Raw genomic sequence first — 18,364 nt, 5'->3', positions numbered from 1 at the left:
TCTTTTGGTCTTTGCGGGGCTCGGCCGAGCCCCTCGGAATGGATGAGAGCGTCCGCGGAATTTATGCCGCGAAAGCCTCGTCGAGGAAAGCTTGCAGCTGGTTCATGTGCTTGGACATGAGACCCGTCGCGGTCGCCGCGGAGGCGGGGCGGCCCACATAGCGCGGACGGTCCACCTTCGAGCCTGCCGTCTTGAGCACCCATTCGAGATAGGGCTCGACGAACATCCAGGAGCCCATGTTCTTGGGCTCTTCCTGGCACCACACCACATCGGCCTTCTTGAAGCGGGCAAGCTCATTGGCGACGGATTTCGCCGGGAACGGATAGAGCTGCTCCACGCGCAGCAGGTACACATCGTCGATGCCCCGCTTCTCGCGCTCTTCGAGCAGGTCGTAATAGACCTTGCCCGTGCAGATCACCACGCGCCGGATCTTGTCGTCCTTCACCAGCTTGATGCCGTCCATGCCGCGTTGCGCGTCATCCCGCAGCACGCGGTGGAACGAGGTTCCCTCCGCGAAGTCGGCAAGCGACGAGGTGCAGCGCTTGTGGCGCAGCAGGGACTTCGGCGTCATCAGAATGAGCGGCTTGCGGAAATCGCGCTTCAACTGACGGCGCAGGATGTGGAAGTAGTTCGCCGGCGTCGAGCAATAGGCGACCTGCATGTTGTCCTCGGCGCACATCTGCAGGAAGCGCTCAAGACGAGCGGAGGAGTGCTCCGGACCCTGGCCCTCGTAGCCGTGCGGCAGCAGGCAGACGAGGCCCGACATGCGCAACCACTTGCGCTCCCCGCTAGAGACGAACTGGTCGAAGATCACCTGAGCGCCGTTGGCGAAGTCGCCGAACTGGGCTTCCCACAGGGTGAGCGCATTCGGCTCGGACAGGGTGTAGCCGTACTCAAAACCGAGCACCGCCTCCTCCGAGAGCATTGAGTTGATGACCTCGTAGCGGGCCTGATCGTCACGGATGTGGTTGAGGTTGGTGTAACGCTCCTCGTTCTCCTGGTCCGTGAGAACCGAGTGGCGCTGCGAGAAGGTGCCGCGCTCGCAATCCTGACCGGAGAGGCGCACGCGATGACCTTCGACCAGGAGCGAGCCGAAGGCAAGCGCCTCGCCCATGGCCCAATCCAGGCCCTGGCCGGTTTCCAGCATCTTCTTGCGGTTGTCGAGGAAGCGCTGGATCGTCTTGTGGACGTGGAAGCCCTCCGGCACGCTGGTGAGCGCCTTGCCGATCTGCTGCAGGGTCTCCATGGGCATGCCCGTCTGGCCACGGCGCGGATCGTCCTGATCCTCGCGCACGGCCTTGAGGCCCGACCAGCGGCCATCGAGCCAGTCTGCCTTGTTGGGCTTGTAGTTGGAGGCGATGTCGAACTCGGCGTCGAGCTTCGAGCGCCAGGTCGCCTTCATCTCGTCGAGCTCGGCCTCGGTGATGACGCCCTCGGCGATGAGCTTCTTGGAATAGAGCTCGATGATGCCCGGATGCTGCCGGATCTTGCGGTACATGAGCGGCTGCGTGAACGACGGCTCGTCGCCCTCGTTGTGACCGAAGCGGCGGTAGCAGAACATGTCGATGACGACAGGCTTCTGGAAGCGCTGACGGTATTCGGTGGCCACCTTCGCGGCGAACACCACGGCTTCCGGATCGTCGCCGTTCACGTGGAAGATCGGCGCCTCGACCATCTTCGCCACATCCGACGGATAGGGCGAGGAGCGCGAGAAGCGCGGATCGGTTGTGAAGCCGATCTGGTTGTTGATGATGAAGTGGATCGAGCCGCCGGTGCGGTGGCCGCGCAGTCCCGAAAGACCAAGGCACTCCGCCACCACGCCCTGACCCGCGAAGGCTGCGTCGCCATGGATAAGCAGCGGCATCACGGCGCTGCGGTTATCCGGCGTGCAGCCGTGCTGGTCCTGCTTGGCGCGCACCTTGCCGAGCACCACGGGATCGACGATCTCGAGGTGCGAGGGGTTGGCGGTGAGCGACAGGTGGACGTTGTTGCCGTCGAAGGTGCGGTCCGAGGAAGCGCCGAGGTGGTACTTTACGTCGCCCGAGCCTTCTACGTCGTCGGGGGCAAAGGAGCCGCCCTTGAACTCGTGGAACAGCGCACGGTGCGGCTTGCCCATCACCTGGGTCAGTACGTTCAGGCGGCCACGATGGGCCATGCCGAATACGATTTCCTTCGTGCCCAGGTTTCCACCGCGCTTGATGATCTGTTCGAGAGCCGGAATGAGCGACTCGCCGCCATCCAGGCCGAAGCGCTTGGTGCCGGTGTAGCGGACATCGAGAAACTTCTCGAAGCCTTCGGCCTCGATGAGCTTGTTGAGGATGGCGCGCTTGCCTTCCTTCGTGAAGGTGATCTCCTTATCGGGACCTTCGATGCGCTCCTGAATCCAGGCCTTCTCGACCGGATCGGAGATGTGCATGAACTCGACGCCGAGCGTTTGGCAATAGGTGCGCTCGAGGATGGCGACGATCTCGCGGATCGTGCCGAATTCGAGGCCGAGCACGTTGTCGAGGAAGATCTTGCGGTCCCAGTCGGCTTCCGTGAAGCCGTAATGGGACGGATGCAGTTCCTCGTCGCTCGGGGGAGGATTGATGTTGAGCGGGTCGAGCTTCGCATGCAGGTGGCCGCGCACGCGATAGGCGCGGATCAGCATGATGGCGCGCACGGAATCGCGGGTCGCCTGGAGCACTTCGGCCTGGCTGATCTGCGGGCCCTTGGCGTCGGCCTTCGCCTTGATCTTGTCGCCAACGGCCTTCTCGACCTGCGCCCAGTTGCCGTCGAGCGCGGAAATCAGATCGCCGTTGGCAGGAATCGGCCAGTTCGGCTTTTCCCAGGAGGGGCCGTTGGCCGCCTTCTCGACAGCCTGCTTGTCATCTTTCAGCGCGCCGAAGAACGCCTGCCACTCGGCATCGACCGAGGACGGATCCTTCTCGTAGCGGGCCTGGAGCTCCTCGATATAGGACGCGTTCGCCCCATAGAGGAAAGCGGTGTTCAGGAAGTTTTCGTTGGCGTCTTGGCGTGCCATGGCAACCTACACATCAAAAAGGTGATTGGCCGCCCCGACACCGGGGCGGCCTATTCTGGTTACTTACCCTTGAGAACCTCGACCAGGGTCTTGCCCAGTCGTGCCGGGGACGGCGAGACGCGGATGCCCGCGGCTTCCATCGCGGCGATCTTGTCTTCCGCGCCGCCCTTGCCGCCGGAGATGATCGCACCGGCATGGCCCATACGGCGTCCGGGAGGAGCCGTGCGGCCGGCGATGAAGCCGACCATCGGCTTCTTGCGGCCCTTCTTGGCTTCGCGGGCGATGAACTCGGCCGCCTCTTCCTCGGCCGAGCCGCCGATCTCGCCGATCATGATGATCGACTCGGTCTTGGGATCGGAGAGGAACATGTCGAGCATGTCTATGAACTCGGTGCCCTTCACCGGGTCGCCGCCGATGCCGACAGCGGTGGTCTGGCCGAGGCCTTCGTTGGTGGTCTGGAACACGGCTTCATAGGTGAGCGTGCCGGAGCGCGACACGATGCCGACCGAACCGGGACGGAAGATGTTGGCCGGCATGATGCCGATCTTCGATTCACCCGCGGTCACGATGCCGGGGCAGTTCGGGCCGATGAGGCGCGACTTGGAGCCCACGAGCGAGCGCTTCACGCGCACCATGTCCTGTACCGGAATGCCTTCCGTGATGCAGACGATGAGCGGGATCTCGGCCTGAATAGCCTCACAGATCGCGTCAGCGGCGCCCGGGGGCGGAACGTAGACGACCGAGGCGTCGGCGCCGGTCTTCTCGCGCGCTTCCATGACCGTGTCGAACACGGGCAGGTTCAGGTGCGTGGAGCCGCCTTTGCCGGGCGAGGTGCCGCCGACCATCTTGGTGCCGTAGGCGATGGCCTGCTCGGAGTGGAAGGTCCCGTTCTTGCCGGTAAAGCCCTGGCAGATGACCTTGGTGTTCTTGTCGATCAGAATGGACATCAGCTCGAACCTTACTTTCCGCCGCGTACGGCGTTCACGATCTTCTGGGCGGCGTCGTCGAGGTCGTCGGCAGGGATCACGTTGAGGCCGGACTCGCGGATGATCTTCTTGCCTTCTTCCACGTTCGTGCCCTCGAGGCGCACGACCAGCGGAACCTGGAGGCCGACCGCCTTCACCGCGGCGATAACGCCGCGCGCAATGACATCGCACTTCATGATGCCGCCGAAGATGTTGACGAGGATGCCCTTCACCTGCGGATCGGCGGTGATGATCTTGAATGCCGCCGTCACCTTCTCTTCGGATGCGCCGCCGCCCACATCGAGGAAGTTCGCCGGCTCTTCGCCGTAGAGCTTGATGATGTCGAGGGTCGCCATCGCGAGGCCTGCGCCGTTGACCATGCAGCCGATGGTGCCGTCGAGCGCGATATAGGCGAGGTCGTACTTGGAGGCCTCGATTTCCTTCGCGTCCTCTTCCGTGATGTCGCGCAGCGCAACCACGTCAGGGTGACGATAAAGTGCATTGCCGTCGAAGGAGATCTTCGCGTCGAGGCACTTCAGATGGTTGTCCTTGGTGACGATCAGCGGGTTGATCTCGAGCATCTCCATGTCCTTCGCGGTGAAGGCCTTGTAGAGCTTCGTGACCAGATCCTCGGCTTCCTTGGCGAGCGGGCCGGTGAGACCCAGCGCCTTGGCGACCGTGCGGCCGTGATGGGGCATGACGCCGGTGGCCGGATCGACGGAGAAGGTGAGGATCTTCTCAGGAGTGTCGTGAGCGACCTGCTCGATATCCATGCCGCCTTCCGTCGAGACGACGAAGGCAACCCGGCCGGTGGCGCGGTCGACGAGCATGGAGAGATAAAGCTCACGCTCGATGTCGGAGCCGTCTTCGATATAGAGACGGTTGACCTGCTTGCCGGCGTCGCCCGTCTGGATGGTGACGAGGGTGTTGCCGAGCATCTGCTTAGCGAATTCCTTCACCTCTTCCACGGACTTGGCGAGGCGCACGCCGCCCTTTTCGCCGGCGGCAGCTTCCTTGAACTTGCCTTTGCCGCGACCGCCCGCATGGATCTGGGATTTCACGACCCAGAGCGGACCGCCGAGCTGCTTGGCGGCTGCTTCCGCCTCGTCGGCGGAGAAGATGGCGACGCCATTGGAGACCGGAAGACCGAACTCCTTCAGAACGGCTTTGCCTTGATATTCATGGATATTCATGAGCTCTTCCTCTGTAGATCGCGCGTCAACACGAAACGGCGCGACCTTTCATCAGCACATTGATATGGTCTTCGATCGACGGACGAAGATCGATGCTTTCCTGCTCGGCGATCACAGCGAGACCGGAGCCAGCCTTGCCGATGAGAACGCGAAAATAGCGCGGCGCTGCATCCTTGGCTTTCGGCTTGTCGGCGAACTTGACGCGAAAGGTTGTTGCCTCCGCGCCCTGTTCGATGCCATCGAACTTGAAACCTGCGAAAGCCGGATCTTTTGCGATCCAGCATCTGCGGGCTACATCCGCAACCTGGTCGGCAAGAGCACGAGGCTCAATCGACACGTACTCCATCGCAATCATCTTGCGCACAGGAGCCGTCAGCGCGGGGCCTGCAAAAAGCAGGCCTCCCGCGAGAGCGGCGGCGATCCCGAACGAAGCGAAGCGAAGGAGCGTGTTCATTTAAGCCAGCGCTGGGTTGACCTGCTTGCAGGCGTCAATGAGGCCCTGCACGGAAGCGACGGACTTCTCGAACATGGCCTTCTCCTCGCCGGAGAACTCGACCTCGAGGATACGCTCGACGCCGTTCTCACCGATCACGATCGGAACGCCGACGAACATGTCCTTCACGCCGTACTGACCGTTCAGGTAAGCCGCGCAGGGCAGAACGCGCTTCTTGTCCTTGAGGTAGCTCTCGGCCATCGCGATGGCGGAAGCGGCCGGCGCGTAGAAGGCGGAGCCGGTCTTGAGCAGGTTGACGATCTCGCCGCCACCCTTACGGGTGCGCTCGACCATGGCGTCGAGCTTTGCCTGAGAGGTCCAGCCCATCTTCACGAGGTCGGGCAGCGGAACGCCGGCAACCGTGGAGTAGCGCACGAGCGGCACCATGTCGTCGCCGTGGCCGCCGAGCACGAAGGCGGTCACATCCTCGACCGATACGTTGAATTCCTCGGCGAGGAAGTGGCGGAAGCGGGCGGAGTCCAGCACGCCGGCCATGCCGACGATCTTCTCAGGAGCCAGGCCGGAGAACTTCTGGAGCGCCCACACCATGGCGTCGAGCGGGTTGGTGATGCAGATGACGAAGGCATTCGGGGCATATTGCTTGATGCCGTTGCCGACAGCTTCCATGACCTTCAGGTTGATGCCGATCAGGTCGTCGCGGCTCATGCCGGGCTTGCGCGGCACGCCGGCGGTCACGATGATCACATCGGCGCCCGCGATGTCAGCGTAGTCGTTCGCGCCCTTGTACTTGGCGTCGAAACCGTCGACCGGAGCGGATTCCGCGATATCGAGACCTTTGCCCTGGGGGATGCCTTCCGCAATGTCGAAGAGAATGACGTCGCCGAGTTCCTTCAAGCCGACGAGATGGGCGAGCGTACCGCCGATCTGGCCTGCACCGATGAGCGCGATCTTTTTCCGGGCCATGGTTTGTCCTTGGATGTTGTGGAAGCTGGGGCCTTGTGAAGTGTGGCGCTGTTTGACTCAGAAATGGGTCCTCTTCAAGCCAGCAAAAGGTTAACCGGTAAGGCTTTGGGGTTAACGGGCACAGCAGCCTAGCTTGTCTATTGGCTTTTTCGCAGCATCTTCAGCTATTTAGCAACACTGTCGCGGCACAGAATTTCATGTTACAAATTTTAATATTTGTAACTTAGCCTAGACCGTTCCGATATCCAGGGAGCGGAGAATGACCCGGATCATGGCGGCGAGGCGCTGGTCCAGGAGGTCCTGCGGGACCTCGGCGTCGAGCCTGACGTTCAGGGGATTGATGAAGCGGTAGACCGCATCGCTGATGAAGGCGAGCGCCCTTTCCCGATCCCGGGGGTCGAACTTTCCGGTCGCTATCCCCTCGTCCAAGACCCGCTCGATCAGCGCCCGCATGCGGGAGCGGTGCTTACGGACCAGGGCTCTTGATGTCTCGGTGGCGGAGCAGAGGACATCGAAAAGGTGGCGGTCTTCCCGCAGGAGTTCCCGGTGGGTATGAGCCCAGGCCTGGATGAGGCGCTCCAGCTTGTCGTCGGCCGGATCGGGCGCATCCGCGATATCGGCGATGGTGGCCTCGAGCCGCCGGAGCCATTGGCCGGCCACCGCATCGATGAGCGCGGCCTTCGAGGCGAAATAGCGGTAGACATTAGCATGGGTCATGCCCGCCGCATCGGCGATGCTCACCACCGTCACGTTCTTGGGGCCGAAGCGCTTGAGCTGGTCGGCGGCGATGGTCAGCAGCCGCGCATCCGCCGGGGCATCGGCCTCCACAAGACGGGAAAGACCGCTGCGGGGGCGCTTCATGTCTCGGCTAGCCCCTCAGCGCTGCCGGAGGCTTCCGAATCCGCCCGGCCATGGGGAAGGGACAGGTATTCCTCGGAGCGCATCTCGATGAGGCGCGAGACCGTGCGGTCGAACTCGAAGGCCTCGCGGCCCGAATCCGCCTGATACAGTTCCGTCGCCTCGGCATCCGCGGAGGCCAGCAGCTTCACATGGGCATCATAGAGCGCGTCGATGAGCATGATGAAGCGCTTGGCTTCGTTGCGGCGCTCGAAGCTCATGACCGGGATATTTTCGAGAACGACCGTGTGGAACTCCTCGGCCACAGTCAGAAAGTCGCTGGCGCCCAGGGGCTTCGAGCAGAGATCCTCGAAGGAGAAGCGCGCTACACCGCCCGCCGCCTGCGGCACCTCGACGGGATGGCCCTTCACGGTGAGCGTAAGCGGCTTGCCGCTCTCTCGCCCCGTGAGGCTCTTGAAGGCGCGGGTGAGAGCCGTGCGGGAATGCTCATTGGCGGGAGCATAGAAGACAGGGCTGCCCGCGAGCTTTTCGAGGCGGAAATCGGTGCGCGATTCCAGCTTCACGATCTCCATGCGATCCTGCAGCAGATCGATGAAGGGCAGGAAGAGCGAGCGATTGAGGCCACCCTCATAGAGCCGGCTCGGCTCCACGTTGGAGGTGGCGATGACTACGACGCCATGGGCGAAGAGCGCCGTGAACAGCCGCCCGAGGATCATCGCATCGGCGATGTCGGTGACGGTGAACTCGTCGAAGCAGAGCACCCAGGCCTCTTCGGCGAGCGCTTCGGCGACCGGCGCGATGGGATCGTCGCCCTTCGCCTCACCGGTCTTCAGCTTCTGGCGGAAGGCGTGGATGCGCTCATGCACGTCAGCCATGAAGGCATGGAAATGGACCCGGCGCTTGCGCCTGACCGGCAGCGCCTCGAAGAACAGGTCCATGAGCATGGTCTTGCCGCGCCCCACCGAACCCCAGACATAGAGCCCTCTCAGTGGAGCGGCCTGCGTCTTCTTGCCGAAAAGCCAACCGAGCGCGCTGGGCTTGCGCGCAAGGCGCACCTGGCCGAGAGCCTCGGCGAGTGTTTCCAGCCGCCGTAGTAGCTTCACCTGCGCGGGATCGCGCTCGATGGCTCCGGCTGAAACCAGAGCATCGTAGCGGGCTGTGATGGAATGCGGCGATGGAAGATGGGTATCGGTCACGGATCAATCGATACCGTTCCAGTCCGGGAAGCGCAAACGCTGAGGCGGATTGCGGCATGTGTTTCGCGCAATCCGCCCCAACGATTTTGGGATGACGCTTACCGAGAGAGAGACAGCGGCGCGCCGGACTTGGCGAGCACGCCCGAGAGTGCGGAGGACGAACCGCGCAGGCGCGCGGCCACCGCGCCGCCTGTCTGGTAGAGATAGACCTCGCCGTCGCGGTAATCCCAGGCATTGACGCGGGACAGGTCCTGGTTCGAGCAGCCGGATGCCGTAGCCCGGTAAAGATCGAGAGCCGGCGAGCTCGACAGCGAGACGCGGCAGGAGGCGCCGGACGCATCACGCACCGACCAGTTGCCGATCATGGAGGTGCGGCTGGCGGGAGCAGCCGGCGCGGGGGCCGCGACCGGAGGTGCTGCCGCCATGTCCATGCCGGGCGCGGACGGGGCCATCCCCGGCGCGGCGCCGATCGGCGGCAGCGGCTGGCCTTCAATGGGTGCCAGTGGAGCGGATTCGACGCCGCCGGAGGGAATCGCCTCGATCGGCTCGGGTGTCGGCACGGGCGCGGCAGCGCGTCCCTGCGAGCCGCCGAATCCGCCCAAGCGGCTGGACGTGCATGCACCGAGCGCCAGGACGGCACAAAGGGTGGCGGTGAGGGCGAACCCACGGGATGTCAGTGCGATCATTGCGGCAAGTGCTTCTCGTATCGGGGGGAATTTGGTTTTGGCTAGACTGAAATGGCAGACATCACGGGCGTGTCAAGCCGAGACGATCACGCAAGGTTCTCAACGCGCTCAGCTGAGCATCGTTCGGCGCGCCATCGGTCTCAACGATCCGTTTGGCCATTTCATAAATATCCGCCCGTTCCGAAGGCTGGAGATTATCGGTCCAGAGTTTGGCGAAGCGCAGGGACAGGATTTTCGGATCGGTCGCGTGGCCCGCGACCCAGTTCGAGAAGGTGAAGATCTCATCGACCGCCACCAGGCCCATCACGTGTTCCATCTCGGCCTTGATCGCCACTATCGCGGCAGTGCTGAGGCTGCCGCGCTCGCTCGTGAGCTAAATCAGCATGGCGACCGCCGCAGCGGCCGGATCCTTGACCGCTTCGATGGGAGAGCTTTCGGCTTTCTTGCGGAACTGCTTGCGGCGATAGGCGCCCCGCGCCCGCTGCGCTGCGTCGATCACCTCGCCGGCGGCGGTCCCCACGTCGCGCATGCGGTAGTACCAGAAGGCGGCGGCGGCGAGCGCCCCGAGGATGGCGAGAAATACAGGCATGAAAAAACWCCGGGCCCGATCCAGCGGATCGGGCCCGGAGTGTTACAATAAAACGTATCGCCTGCGCTAGGCTTTTTGTCCCGATTAGACCGCCCGCGCGATCATCATCTTCTTCACCTCGGCAATGGCCTTTGCCGGGTTCAGGCCCTTCGGGCAGGTGTTGGCGCAGTTCATGATCGTGTGGCAGCGATAGAGCCGGAAGGGATCATGCAGGTTGTCGAGGCGCTCGCCGGTGGCCTCGTCGCGGCTGTCGATGAGCCAGCGATAGGCCTGGAGGAGAGCCGCAGGACCCAGGAAGCGGTCGCCGTTCCACCAATAGCTCGGGCACGACGTGGTGCAGCAGGCGCAGAGAATGCACTCGTAGAGGCCGTCGAGCTTGGAGCGCTCTTCCGGCGTCTGACGCCACTCGGTCTCGGGTTCCGCCGTTTCCGTCTTCAGCCAAGGCTCGATGGAGGCGTGCTGGGCGAAGAAGCTCGTGAGGTCGGGCACCAGATCCTTCAGCACCGGCATGTGCGGCAGCGGATAGATTTTGATCGAACCCGATCCGCAATCGTCGATGCCGAGCGTACAGGCCAGCGTGTTGCCGCCCATGATGTTCATGGCGCAGGAACCGCAGATGCCCTCGCGGCAGGAGCGGCGGAAGACCAACGTCGAGTCGACGTTGTTCTTGATCCACAACAGCGCGTCGAGAACCATCGGGCCGCAATCGTCGCGATCGACATAATACGTGTCGATGCGCGGGTTCGCGCCGTCATCCGGGTTCCAGCGATAGATGCGGAATTCCTGAACGTTGGAGGCGCCCGCCGGCTTCGGCCAGGACTTGCCTTCGGTGTAGCGGGAGTTTTTGGGAAGTTGGAACTGGGCCATTAGGACTTACCTTGCCTCTACTTCGTCATGCCCGGCGCTTTCAGCCGGGTATCCACGCCTTTGCTTCGCGCCGGCGTGGGAAGACGTGGATGGCCGGAACAAGTCCGGCCAAGACGGGTGTTGGTTAGTACACGCGAGCCTTCGGCTCGATATACTGGATGTCGTTGGACATGGTGTAGGTGTGCACCGGACGGTAATCGAGCGTCACCTTGTGCGAGGTGTCGTCGAGCCATGCCAGCGTGTGCTTCATCCAGTTCTTGTCGTCGCGCTCGGAGAAGTCCTCGCGGGCATGCGCGCCGCGCGATTCCTGACGGTTGGCAGCACCTTCCATGGTGACAACGGCCTGACCGATGAGGTTGTCGAACTCGAGCGTCTCGAGAAGATCAGTGTTCCAAATGAGCGAACGATCCGTGACTTTGACGTCGGCGGAAGCGTTCCACACGTCGTGGATGAGCTTCTTGCCCTCGTCCAGAACCTCGCCGGTGCGGAACACCGCGCAGTTGTTCTGCATGGTCTTCTGCATCTGGAGGCGCAGTTCGGCGGTCGAGGTCGAACCGTTGGCATAGCGGAACTTGTCGAGGCGCGAGAGCGCGAGATCGTCGGCGCGCTTCGGCAGATCCGCGTGACGGGCGTTCGGCTCCATGATTTCGGCGCAGCGCAGGCCGGCCGCGCGGCCGAACACCACGAGGTCGATGAGCGAGTTGGAGCCGAGGCGGTTCGCGCCATGCACGGATACGCAGGCCGCTTCGCCGAGCGCCATGAGGCCCGGCACCACCGTGTCGGGGTTGCCGTTCTTCAGGGTCAGCACTTCGCCGTGATAGTTCGTGGGAATGCCGCCCATGTTGTAGTGCACGGTCGGCAGAACCGGGATCGGCTCCTTCGTCACGTCGACGCCCGCGAAAATCTTCGCGCTCTCCGAGATGCCGGGCAGGCGCTCGTGCAGGATCTTCGGGTCGAGGTGATCGAGGTGCAGGTAGATGTGGTCCTTGTTCTTGCCCACGCCGCGTCCGGCGCGGATCTCCATGGTCATCGCGCGGGAGACCACGTCACGGGAGGCAAGGTCCTTCGCGGAGGGTGCGTAACGCTCCATGAAGCGCTCGCCTTCCGAGTTGGTGAGGTAGCCGCCCTCGCCGCGCGCGCCCTCGGTGATGAGGCAGCCCGAACCGTAGATGCCGGTGGGGTGGAACTGCACGAATTCCATGTCCTGCAGCGGCAGGCCGGCGCGCAGCACCATCGCGTTGCCGTCGCCCGTGCAGGTATGCGCGGAGGTGGCGGAGAAATACGCGCGTCCGTAGCCGCCCGTGGCGAGGATCGTCATGTGGGCGCGGAAGCGATGGATCTCGCCGGTCGATTGATTGAGAGCCACGACGCCGATGCAGCGGCCATCGGAATCCATCATCAGGTCGAGGGCGAAATACTCGATGAAGAAGTTCGTCTGGTTGCGCACGGCCTGACCGTAGAGCGTGTGCAGGATCGCGTGGCCCGTGCGGTCGGCGGCGGCGCAGGTGCGCTGCGCTGTGCCCTTGCCGAACTCGGTGGTCATACCGCCGAAGGGGCGCTGATAAATCTTTCCTTCCGCCGTGCGGGAAAAGGGAACGCCCCAGTGCTCCAGCTCATAGACGGCGGCGGGCGCGTTGCGCACGAGATACTCGATGGCATCCTGGTCGCCGAGCCAGTCCGAGCCCTTCACGGTGTCGTACATGTGCCAGCGCCAATCATCCGGGCCCATGTTGCCGAGCGAGGCGGAAATGCCGCCCTGCGCCGCAACCGTGTGCGAGCGCGTGGGGAACACCTTGGTGATGCAGGCGGTGCGAAGACCGGCCTGCGAACAGCCGACGGTGGCGCGAAGGCCCGCGCCGCCGGCACCCACGACCACCACGTCGAAGGTGTGGTCGATGATGGTGTAGGCCTTGCCGTTCGTTGCTTGAGCCATGAGAGAATTCCTTAAACCAGAATGCGGCCGAGGCTGACCTTGAGAATGGCGTAGAGGCAGGCCACTCCGATGATCGACGCATAGAAATTGTTCGCGATCGTGGCGACGATCTTGAGGCCCTTGTCGTGAACGTAGTCGTCGATCACGATCTGCATGCCGAGCCGCATGTGGTTCGCCACGGATATCACCGCGAGGATCAGGATGATCGCGACGAGCGGATGCGAGATGATGGCGATCGCCTCCTGATAGGACGGCGAGGCAGCGAGCGACGCGACGATGATCACGAAGGCGATGATGAGCGGGACGTTCGCCACCGCCGTGACGCGGTGGAGCCACCAATGCTCGACACCGTGCCCGGCTGCGCCGAGGCCCTTCACGCGGGCGAGCGGGGTGCGCATGGAAACGCGGGTATCAGCCCTGTTGTCGGCCATGTGTCCGTCTCCTTAGAACGCGAGAAAGGCGATCACCCAGATCGCCAGAGTCAGCACGATGGAGCCGACGAGGGTGAAGCGGGCCATGTTGATGCGCTGGACCGGTTCCATGCCGTAGCCGAAATCCCACACGAGGTGGCGCACGCCGCCGAGCATGTGGTGCATGAGAACCCAGGTATAGCCGAAGAGGATCAGGTAGCCGATCGGCGAGCCGAAGAACCATTGGACGGTATCGAAAGCCGAAGGGCCGGAGGCCAGGGCCACGAGCCAGATCGCGAAGAGCGCGATGCCGAAATAAAGAGCCGTTCCCGTGGCGCGATGGACGATGGACATCGCCATCGTCCAGCTCCAGCGATAGACTTGAAGATGTGGGGACAGGGGCCTCGGGGCCAGCTTCGCCTCAGCCATGGCAATCACTCCTGATCGGCGACGTTACGTCGCCCGTAGTTTGGAATGGTTCGTAACGGAAGCGCGGCAACACCGCAATGCGCCTTCTGCCCAACTTCGTGACAAACGGCATACTTCGTCATCCGCGAAGTGTGCTTCAGGTCTTCTCATTGCGCAATTTTTAATTATTCTTATCTGCCTTCGCGAATGACGAAGGAAGCTTATGTTATTCGATCTGACGGATTTGAGCCTCTTCCGCCATGTGGTCGAGGCGGGCAGCATCACCCATGGAGCCGAGCGGGCCAATCTGGCGCTCGCCGCCGCCAGCACCCGCATTCGTAATATGGAGAAGTCGCTAGGCGCGCCCCTCCTCCTGCGCAACCGCCAGGGCGTGGTGCCGACGCCCGCCGGGCGCACTCTGCTTACACATGCACGAACCCTCCTCGCCCAGGCCGAGCGCCTGCGGGAGGATCTGGGCTCCTTCACTGGTGGCCTGGCAGGCCAGATCCGGATCCTCTCGAACACCAATGCGCTGACCGAGTTCCTGCCGGAGGCGCTCAGCGCCTTTCTCGCCAAGCACCCACAGGTCTCCATCGATCTCGAGGAGCGCCTGAGCGACGAGATCGTAGGCCTCGTTGCGGAAGGCGTCGGCGATCTTGGCATCGTGGCGGGCACCGTCGATACGGGGCAGCTCGAGACCTATCCCTTCCGCAGCGACCGGTTCGTGCTCGTGGTGCCGAACGGGCACCCCCTCGCCTCCCGCGCCAGCATCCCCTTTGCCGAGGTGCTGGACCACGATTTCGTCGGCCTCGACCGGGCAAGCGCCCTCCAGCGTTTCCTCGCCGGCAAGGCCACCCGCATCGGCAAACCCATCCGTCTCCGGGTTCAGCTGCGCAGCTTCGATGCGGTCTGCCGCATGGTGGAAGCGGGCGTCGGCCTCGGCATCGTGCCGGAAACGACCGCCCAACGCACCGCCCGCACCACGGCCATCGGCATCGTCGCTCTCGATGATGCATGGGCCGCCCGCGACCTCACCCTCTGCATCCGTTCCCTGAAAGACCTGCCCCCCTCGGTGCGGCAGCTGGTGGAGCATTTGCGCAAGGGTGCGTGACCGAGCACGCGATGGGGAGTTCACCTGTAACGTTGCCTTCAAAACGCCGTGAGGGCGGAATGATTATTGTCCTCGAACCGTCTGTGTGAACAAGGACGGTCGTGAAGTCCTTCAAAGGAGGAAATAATGCGAATAGCAGGCAGCGTGTGGCTCTTGGCATCGATGGGATGCCTGGCGTTCGTTCCGGTGAATAACGCTCAGGCGCAGAGCGCCGACACAACCTTTTTCGTCACCAGTGTAGGCTCTGGCAAGGGTGCGGATCTCGGCGGGCTCGATGGGGCCGACCGCCATTGCCAGACGCTGGCCGAGGCCGCCGGCATTCGCGGCAAGATGTGGCGCGCCTATCTCTCGACCCAAGGCGCGACCGCCGTCAACGCCAAGGACCGCATCGGCCGAGGGCCGTGGCAGAACGCGAAGGGTGTCGTGATCGCCAAGGACGTGGCGGACCTGCACAGCGCCAACAATAACCTCAACAAGCAGACAGCCCTTACCGAGAAGGGTGAGCCGGTGAAGGGCCGCGGCGACCAGCCGAACCAGCATGACATGCTCACCGGATCACAGGCAGACGGCACCGCCTTTGCAGGCAATCAGGACATGACCTGCGGCAACTGGACGAAGAGCGGCACGGACGGAACCGTGATGCTCGGCCATCACGACCGCATGGGTCTTGATGAGACACCGCCGGCCAAATCCTGGAACACCTCGCACTCGTCACGCGGCGGATGCAGCCAGGATGCCCTGAAGAGTACCGGCGGCGCGGGCCTGTTCTACTGCTTCGCGGCGAACTGATCAGGTGGCAAAATCGACAGCCGGCATCGGGAGGCCGCGGCGCAGGCATGCGGCTTCCAATGTGTTGCGCAGCAGGCAGGCGATGGTCATGGGGCCGACCCCGCCAGGAACGGGCGTGATGGCGGAGGCGACCTGAGCTGCCTCCGCATAGGCCACGTCGCCGACAACCTTGGTCTTGCCCTCTCCGGCATTGGGGTTCGGCACGCGGTTGATGCCGACATCGATCACGATGGCACCGGGCTTCACCCAATCACCCCGCACCATTTCAGGCCGTCCGACGGCGGCCACCAGAATATCGGCCTCGCGGCAGACTTGGCGAAGATCCTTTGTCTTGGAATGCGCAACCGTCACCGTGCAGCTCTGCGCGATCAAGAGCTGCGCCATCGGCTTGCCGACGATGTTGGAGCGGCCCACCACCACGGCATTCAAACCCGCGAGATCGCGGCGTACGGATTGGACGAGGAGCAGGCAACCCAAAGGCGTGCAGGAGACGAGGCCCGGCACGCCGGTCATGAGCTTGCCCGCATTGATGGGGTGGAAGCCGTCCACGTCCTTCGCCGGATCGATGGCCTCGATCACCTTCTGCGCGTCGATCTGCTTGGGCAGCGGCAATTGCACGAGGATCCCGTCCACCGCCGGGTCCGCATTGAGCTGCGCCACGAGCGCCAGAAGATCCGCCTCGGAGGTCGAGGCTGGCAGCACGTGCTCGAAGGAGCGCATGCCGACCTCGACCGTCTGGCGGGCCTTGTTCTTCACGTAGAGCTGGCTTGCCGGATCCTCGCCGACGATTACCACGGCGAGCCCCGGCGTGACGCCTTTGCCCGACAATTCCCCAACGGCCTTCGCGATGCGGGCCCGAAGGCCTTCGGCATAGACTTTTCCGTCGATGGTCGTGGCGGTCATGGTCGTGCTTGTCCTGTCAGATCGGCGATGTCTCTGGCGAGCGCTTCGGCCTCGCCGGTGATCAGAAATGTCTTCACGCGGGCGGTCGCGCCCGCCTCCAGGCGAACCGTGGAAGCCGGTCGCTTCAACGCCTTGGCGAGAAGACGCCTCACCCCTTCATTGGCCGCACCATCCTCAGGAATCGCCCTTACGCGAACCTTCAGAACAGGCTGACCGTCGGACAGGGCCTCCACCCCATCGACAGCATCCCGCCCGCCCCGGGGCGTCACCCGTACGCGCACCTCGAGCCCGTCAGAGCGAATGCGCCAGGGCATGGGGGCCGGCAGTCCGCTCAATAGACGAAGGGCAGGATGTAGTAGCGGATGCCTCGGTCGATCAACATGATCAGCAGGATCAGGATCACCGGGGAAATATCGACGCCGCCGAGATTGGGCATGAGATTGCGGATCGGCCGCAGCACCGGCTCGGTCACCGCATCCAGGAACTTCCAGATCGAGCGGACCAGCTCGCTGCGGGAATTGACCACGTTGAAAGCCACCAGCCAGCTTAAAATAGCCGCGGCAATGATGATGTACGTATAGAGCTGCAGGGCGATCAGAATGACTTCGAACAGAGCGCGCATGGGTAACCTGTCAGGATCGGGCGTTGCTCATGTAACCTTCCAAGCGGAGCTGAACAACCCGCCCGGCCCGAAAACTGGCCTCGCCACCCCGAAACCCCACCTCCACTCTCCGTTCTGAGCGATTGACAGAGCAGAGCGAGGGGGCCTAAATCGGCCCGCTTGGTCTGAAAAAGCGACCGGGGCTGTAGCTCAGATGGGAGAGCGCTGCAATCGCACTGCAGAGGTCAGGGGTTCGATTCCCCTCAGCTCCACCAATATTTTCAATGACTTATGCGGCGCGCAGCGCAATCCCTCAATACGCGGGTAAGCAATAGGTAAGCGAGCGGCGCAGTTTGGGCTTTCAGCCGTGTACCTCAATGCCCCATCGGAATGTTTCCTAGATCCCCCAAAAGCGTCCTTCTCCTTCGTGCAGCAGCCAAGCTTTAATCCAAGAGCGAATTGATTCCCGCATCCGGTTCATCACCTGAGGACAATGGGCGTGACCTACGAGGAATACATCACATCGCCTCAATGCTCAGGCTATGACGCTGCATAGTCTCCAGAAAAGCCTTGAAGGAGAAGGTGTGATCTTCTTGCCGGAGAACGGCAACCTTCCTGGTCTGAAACTCAGACGCGATCCACCACCCGCAATTCGTACCCGCAAGAAGAGAGGCGAGGCATAGAATGCCCTACACAATCTCTCGGCTCGCACCCGGCAGCTATGACGTGCTGCTTGATGGAGTGATTATCGCCAGCCTTGTCCGAAGTGGCGACCCCCAAAATCCTACATGGACAGTGGAGCTTCTGACGGACTTGCCTCCAGAGAAACGACCCGTGCCCTTCACAGAGACAGAGCACACGTTCGGCAGCCTGGAAGAAGCCCAGAAGTGGCTGGGGGACGCCGAGATCCGTGGCGCAGGCGGAGAGGCCTGAGCGATGACGGCCCGACTGAACGGAGCATAGTTGCGCCGCCATGCCAGCCTAGCCATACTCAAGCTTGGGTTGGGAGGATGGCAATGAAGCAGATGTTGGCCTTTTTGGGGTTGCAGGCACTAGTGGTTAAAATCTAACACTTGGTACCCGAACAGCGATGCCTGGCTCCACCTCAAAGCGGAAGTTGGGCAAACGGCAGCTTCGTGCCAAGACGCGACAATCTGGAATTATAGAGCGATGTCAGAACTCGTTAGACAAGTCACTGATTGTGCTCGTTAGAGATGTCACTTCTGAGGAGCGACTGCTGAGAGTTCAGCCCACCTTGAACAGGCTCTTGGCCTGCCCTCGCCGACGCGGTGCTTTGCGGCTGCGGCTCATGTCGAGCTCCTTCTGCCGCTCCGCGATATAGGCCAGCACCGGACCCAGCCGCTTGTTCTCGACAACCGCCGCCTGATCCACCTGCTGCCGTCGGTCAAAGGTCCT

The 18,364-nt window shown here is 63.0% G+C and carries 20 protein-coding genes, 1 tRNA gene and 1 pseudogene; 4 read left to right on the top strand and 18 right to left on the bottom strand.

Features of this window, described 5'->3' with window-relative positions:
• Positions 1-61 precede the first annotated feature (61 nt).
• The 14 genes from ACXJKO_RS13430 to sdhC form a co-directional block, all read right to left on the bottom strand.
• Positions 62-3,022, bottom strand: a complete 2,961-nt coding sequence (locus ACXJKO_RS13430) for a 2-oxoglutarate dehydrogenase E1 component (protein WP_457091589.1) — start codon at positions 3,020-3,022, stop codon at positions 62-64.
• A gap of 59 nt (positions 3,023-3,081) precedes the next feature.
• Positions 3,082-3,969 carry a succinate--CoA ligase subunit alpha gene (sucD, locus tag ACXJKO_RS13425; protein ID WP_239352096.1) on the bottom strand — a complete coding sequence of 296 codons (888 nt, stop codon included), beginning with the start codon at positions 3,967-3,969 and terminating at the stop codon, positions 3,082-3,084.
• An 11-nt stretch (positions 3,970-3,980) separates the two neighbouring features.
• The gene (gene sucC / locus ACXJKO_RS13420; RefSeq protein WP_457091588.1) at positions 3,981-5,180 is read right to left on the bottom strand and encodes an ADP-forming succinate--CoA ligase subunit beta; all 1,200 of its coding nucleotides are present in this window, start codon (positions 5,178-5,180) and stop codon (positions 3,981-3,983) included.
• 25 nt (positions 5,181-5,205) lie between these two features.
• On the bottom strand, positions 5,206-5,634 hold the full coding sequence (locus ACXJKO_RS13415; RefSeq protein WP_457091587.1) for a hypothetical protein: 429 nt from the start codon (positions 5,632-5,634) through the stop codon (positions 5,206-5,208).
• The gene (gene mdh, locus ACXJKO_RS13410; RefSeq protein WP_457091586.1) at positions 5,635-6,597 is read right to left on the bottom strand and encodes a malate dehydrogenase; all 963 of its coding nucleotides are present in this window, start codon (positions 6,595-6,597) and stop codon (positions 5,635-5,637) included. It abuts the gene before it with no gap.
• Between the two features lie 228 nt (positions 6,598-6,825).
• Positions 6,826-7,458 carry a TetR/AcrR family transcriptional regulator gene (locus ACXJKO_RS13405; protein WP_457091585.1) on the bottom strand — a complete coding sequence of 211 codons (633 nt, stop codon included), beginning with the start codon at positions 7,456-7,458 and terminating at the stop codon, positions 6,826-6,828.
• Entirely contained in the window at positions 7,455-8,651 is a 1,197-nt protein-coding gene (gene zapE / locus ACXJKO_RS13400) for a cell division protein ZapE (protein ID WP_457091584.1), read from the bottom strand. The genes ACXJKO_RS13405 and zapE overlap by 4 nt, the downstream gene beginning before the upstream one ends.
• Positions 8,652-8,749: 98 nt before the next feature.
• Positions 8,750-9,337: an AprI/Inh family metalloprotease inhibitor gene (locus ACXJKO_RS13395; protein WP_457091583.1), complete on the bottom strand. Its 588-nt coding sequence runs from the start codon at positions 9,335-9,337 to the stop codon at positions 8,750-8,752.
• A gap of 61 nt (positions 9,338-9,398) precedes the next feature.
• Positions 9,399-9,653 (bottom strand): hypothetical protein, encoded by a 255-nt coding sequence (locus tag ACXJKO_RS13390; protein ID WP_457091582.1) that lies wholly within the window; start codon positions 9,651-9,653, stop codon positions 9,399-9,401.
• Positions 9,654-9,710: 57 nt separating this feature from the next.
• Complete coding sequence (locus ACXJKO_RS13385; RefSeq protein ID WP_457091581.1) at positions 9,711-9,926, bottom strand: hypothetical protein; 216 nt, start codon at positions 9,924-9,926, stop codon at positions 9,711-9,713.
• 84 nt (positions 9,927-10,010) lie between these two features.
• Positions 10,011-10,793, bottom strand: coding sequence for a succinate dehydrogenase iron-sulfur subunit (locus ACXJKO_RS13380; RefSeq protein ID WP_457091580.1), 783 nt, complete (start codon positions 10,791-10,793; stop codon positions 10,011-10,013).
• 124 nt (positions 10,794-10,917) lie between these two features.
• On the bottom strand, positions 10,918-12,726 hold the full coding sequence (gene sdhA, locus ACXJKO_RS13375; protein WP_457091579.1) for a succinate dehydrogenase flavoprotein subunit: 1,809 nt from the start codon (positions 12,724-12,726) through the stop codon (positions 10,918-10,920).
• 11 nt (positions 12,727-12,737) lie between these two features.
• Positions 12,738-13,157: a succinate dehydrogenase, hydrophobic membrane anchor protein gene (sdhD, locus tag ACXJKO_RS13370; RefSeq protein ID WP_457091578.1), complete on the bottom strand. Its 420-nt coding sequence runs from the start codon at positions 13,155-13,157 to the stop codon at positions 12,738-12,740.
• Positions 13,158-13,169: 12 nt separating this feature from the next.
• Entirely contained in the window at positions 13,170-13,565 is a 396-nt protein-coding gene (gene sdhC, locus ACXJKO_RS13365; RefSeq protein WP_457091577.1) for a succinate dehydrogenase, cytochrome b556 subunit, read from the bottom strand.
• Positions 13,566-13,767: 202 nt separating this feature from the next.
• On the opposite strand from sdhC, the gene ACXJKO_RS13360 reads away from it, so the two are divergent.
• The gene (locus ACXJKO_RS13360; protein WP_457091576.1) at positions 13,768-14,655 is read left to right on the top strand and encodes a LysR family transcriptional regulator; all 888 of its coding nucleotides are present in this window, start codon (positions 13,768-13,770) and stop codon (positions 14,653-14,655) included.
• A 126-nt stretch (positions 14,656-14,781) separates the two neighbouring features.
• Positions 14,782-15,444: a hypothetical protein gene (locus ACXJKO_RS13355; protein ID WP_457091575.1), complete on the top strand. Its 663-nt coding sequence runs from the start codon at positions 14,782-14,784 to the stop codon at positions 15,442-15,444.
• On the opposite strand, the gene folD is transcribed toward ACXJKO_RS13355, so the two are convergent.
• Genes folD through ACXJKO_RS13340 form a run of 3 tightly spaced genes read right to left on the bottom strand, consistent with a single transcriptional unit; the run spans position 15,445 to position 16,969 of the window.
• Positions 15,445-16,347 (bottom strand): bifunctional methylenetetrahydrofolate dehydrogenase/methenyltetrahydrofolate cyclohydrolase FolD, encoded by a 903-nt coding sequence (gene folD, locus ACXJKO_RS13350; protein ID WP_457091574.1) that lies wholly within the window; start codon positions 16,345-16,347, stop codon positions 15,445-15,447.
• Positions 16,344-16,661 (bottom strand): DUF167 family protein, encoded by a 318-nt coding sequence (locus ACXJKO_RS13345; protein ID WP_457091573.1) that lies wholly within the window; start codon positions 16,659-16,661, stop codon positions 16,344-16,346. Before ACXJKO_RS13345 ends, folD begins: the two co-directional genes overlap by 4 nt.
• A gap of 17 nt (positions 16,662-16,678) precedes the next feature.
• On the bottom strand, positions 16,679-16,969 hold the full coding sequence (locus ACXJKO_RS13340; RefSeq protein ID WP_457091572.1) for a YggT family protein: 291 nt from the start codon (positions 16,967-16,969) through the stop codon (positions 16,679-16,681).
• 178 nt (positions 16,970-17,147) lie between these two features.
• Here ACXJKO_RS13340 and ACXJKO_RS13335 point away from each other — a divergent pair.
• Together ACXJKO_RS13335 and ACXJKO_RS13330 are read left to right on the top strand one after the other, a co-directional pair.
• Positions 17,148-17,223 (top strand) — tRNA-Ala (locus ACXJKO_RS13335).
• A gap of 409 nt (positions 17,224-17,632) precedes the next feature.
• Positions 17,633-17,881 (top strand): hypothetical protein, encoded by a 249-nt coding sequence (locus tag ACXJKO_RS13330; protein ID WP_457091571.1) that lies wholly within the window; start codon positions 17,633-17,635, stop codon positions 17,879-17,881.
• A 312-nt stretch (positions 17,882-18,193) separates the two neighbouring features.
• Here the strand turns inward: ACXJKO_RS13330 and ACXJKO_RS13325 are convergent.
• Positions 18,194-18,364 (bottom strand): annotated as a pseudogene (locus ACXJKO_RS13325) (ISNCY family transposase); the annotation flags it as partial.

This window comes from Microvirga sp. P5_D2 (genome assembly GCF_054049475.1).
The sequence above is the reverse complement of the archived record's forward strand: the minus strand, read 5'-3'. Positions and strand labels throughout refer to the sequence as shown.

Excerpts from the sequence above, each read along its gene's own strand:
- mdh (WP_457091586.1), bottom strand. The coding sequence starts at position 6,597 with ATGGCCCGGAAAAAGATCGCGCTCATCGGTGCAGGCCAGATCGGCGGT.
- sdhD (WP_457091578.1), bottom strand. The coding sequence starts at position 13,157 with ATGGCCGACAACAGGGCTGATACCCGCGTTTCCATGCGCACCCCGCTC.
- sdhA (WP_457091579.1), bottom strand. The coding sequence starts at position 12,726 with ATGGCTCAAGCAACGAACGGCAAGGCCTACACCATCATCGACCACACC.
- ACXJKO_RS13355 (WP_457091575.1), top strand. The coding sequence starts at position 14,782 with ATGCGAATAGCAGGCAGCGTGTGGCTCTTGGCATCGATGGGATGCCTG.
- ACXJKO_RS13380 (WP_457091580.1), bottom strand. The coding sequence starts at position 10,793 with ATGGCCCAGTTCCAACTTCCCAAAAACTCCCGCTACACCGAAGGCAAG.
- ACXJKO_RS13395 (WP_457091583.1), bottom strand. The coding sequence starts at position 9,337 with ATGATCGCACTGACATCCCGTGGGTTCGCCCTCACCGCCACCCTTTGT.
- ACXJKO_RS13385 (WP_457091581.1), bottom strand. The coding sequence starts at position 9,926 with ATGCCTGTATTTCTCGCCATCCTCGGGGCGCTCGCCGCCGCCGCCTTC.
- ACXJKO_RS13360 (WP_457091576.1), top strand. The coding sequence starts at position 13,768 with ATGTTATTCGATCTGACGGATTTGAGCCTCTTCCGCCATGTGGTCGAG.
- ACXJKO_RS13345 (WP_457091573.1), bottom strand. The coding sequence starts at position 16,661 with ATGCCCTGGCGCATTCGCTCTGACGGGCTCGAGGTGCGCGTACGGGTG.
- ACXJKO_RS13415 (WP_457091587.1), bottom strand. The coding sequence starts at position 5,634 with ATGAACACGCTCCTTCGCTTCGCTTCGTTCGGGATCGCCGCCGCTCTC.
- sucD (WP_239352096.1), bottom strand. The coding sequence starts at position 3,969 with ATGTCCATTCTGATCGACAAGAACACCAAGGTCATCTGCCAGGGCTTT.
- sucC (WP_457091588.1), bottom strand. The coding sequence starts at position 5,180 with ATGAATATCCATGAATATCAAGGCAAAGCCGTTCTGAAGGAGTTCGGT.
- folD (WP_457091574.1), bottom strand. The coding sequence starts at position 16,347 with ATGACCGCCACGACCATCGACGGAAAAGTCTATGCCGAAGGCCTTCGG.
- ACXJKO_RS13340 (WP_457091572.1), bottom strand. The coding sequence starts at position 16,969 with ATGCGCGCTCTGTTCGAAGTCATTCTGATCGCCCTGCAGCTCTATACG.
- ACXJKO_RS13390 (WP_457091582.1), bottom strand. The coding sequence starts at position 9,653 with ATGGAACACGTGATGGGCCTGGTGGCGGTCGATGAGATCTTCACCTTC.
- ACXJKO_RS13405 (WP_457091585.1), bottom strand. The coding sequence starts at position 7,458 with ATGAAGCGCCCCCGCAGCGGTCTTTCCCGTCTTGTGGAGGCCGATGCC.
- ACXJKO_RS13330 (WP_457091571.1), top strand. The coding sequence starts at position 17,633 with ATGCCCTACACAATCTCTCGGCTCGCACCCGGCAGCTATGACGTGCTG.
- ACXJKO_RS13430 (WP_457091589.1), bottom strand. The coding sequence starts at position 3,022 with ATGGCACGCCAAGACGCCAACGAAAACTTCCTGAACACCGCTTTCCTC.
- sdhC (WP_457091577.1), bottom strand. The coding sequence starts at position 13,565 with ATGGCTGAGGCGAAGCTGGCCCCGAGGCCCCTGTCCCCACATCTTCAA.